At 68.8% G+C, this 1351-nt stretch carries 1 protein-coding gene; it reads right to left on the reverse strand.

Features of this window, described 5'->3' with window-relative positions; translation table 11 throughout:
- On the reverse strand, positions 1-1351 hold a 1351-nt coding region (locus JCM9942_RS16045; RefSeq protein ID WP_304941166.1), incomplete at both ends, for a secretin N-terminal domain-containing protein.

Consider the following 1351-nt stretch of genomic DNA (forward strand, 5'->3'; position numbering starts at 1 on the left):
CGGCGATGTCGCCCCAGATGCCGCGTCCCAGCGCCGAGGGCAGACCGGCGCCGCCGTTGGCCGGGGTGGCATTGACCGCCTGTTCGAAATACCAGTTCACGCCGTAACTGAGTTCACCGGTCAGCGCGACCTCGGCCACCTGGGCCTCGATATGCACCTGCAGCGGCATCACGTCGAGCTTCTCGACCACCTCGCGGATCGAACGCCAAGCCTGCGGGGTGGAACGCACCAGCAGGGTGTTGGTTTCCTCCACCGCCGAGACACCGACGCGGTCGCCCTCCACTTCCAGGGTCACCGCACCATTGCCCGACGCCTGCGGTGACAGCGCCAGCGGCTGTCCACCATCGCCGCCCATCCCACCGGTATCGCCCTGGCCCAGCGTGTCAGCGGGATCGGCCGAGGGATCGGTGGTGCCGCGTCCCTCCAGAGTCATCGGCGTGGCGCCAGGCGCCAGCGACACACCGCGCTGCCCGGCGGAACCACCGGCACCGGCGCCGAACACTTCGGCCAGACGCTCGGCCAGATCCCGGGCCTTGATGTACTTCAGCTCGTAGGAGAACAGGCGGGCGTTGCCGCCGGCACTGTCGATGCGGTCCAGCCACTGCTGGATCTGGTCCAGGTAGCGCGCCTGCGGGGTGATCACCAGCACCGCGTTGGCGTTGTCCAGCGGCATGAAGCGGAACATGCCGGCACTGGGCGTCTTGCTGTCCTGCCCGAACACCTTTTCCAGATCACCGGCCACCTGCGAGGCGCGCCCGGACTGGATCGGGAACACGCCCACCGACATGCCCGAGAGCCAGTCCACATCGAAGATCTCGACCGTGCGCAGGTAGTTTTCCAGCTCGGTGCGGGTGCCGCCCAGGGTGATCACGTTGCGTGAGCCGTCGATGCCGACGATCGCGTTCGGGCGCGCGTACGGCTCCAGCACCTTTTTCATTTCGCTGGCCGAGATGTAGTGCAGCGGCACCACCCGCACTTCGTAGCCGCGCGCGGCCGAGGCCGGCGCGGTACTGGGCGCCACGGTCCCGGCCAGCGACTGTTCGGCCGGCACGATGTTGTAGCGGCCGCCGCTGTAGATCAGCCGCGCGTTGTTCCAGCCCAGCACCATCTCCAGCAGGTTCAGCGCCTGCGCCGGCGAGACCGGTTTGGGCGTGGCCAGCGTGACCGTGCCCTGCACGCCGGGCGCGATGACGTAGTTCTGGCCGAGCATGTCGCCGAGGATCGCCTTGGTGACGGCCTGCACCGATTCCCCTTCGAAATTGAACACCGCCGTACCGTTGCCGGCCGCGGCCAGCGACGGAGACGGGGCCGACGCCGCCGCCCGGTTGATCACGGTGCCGTTGCCGCGCGG

Source organism: Stenotrophomonas pictorum JCM 9942, from assembly GCF_001310775.1.
Classification (GTDB): domain Bacteria; phylum Pseudomonadota; class Gammaproteobacteria; order Xanthomonadales; family Xanthomonadaceae; genus Stenotrophomonas; species Stenotrophomonas pictorum.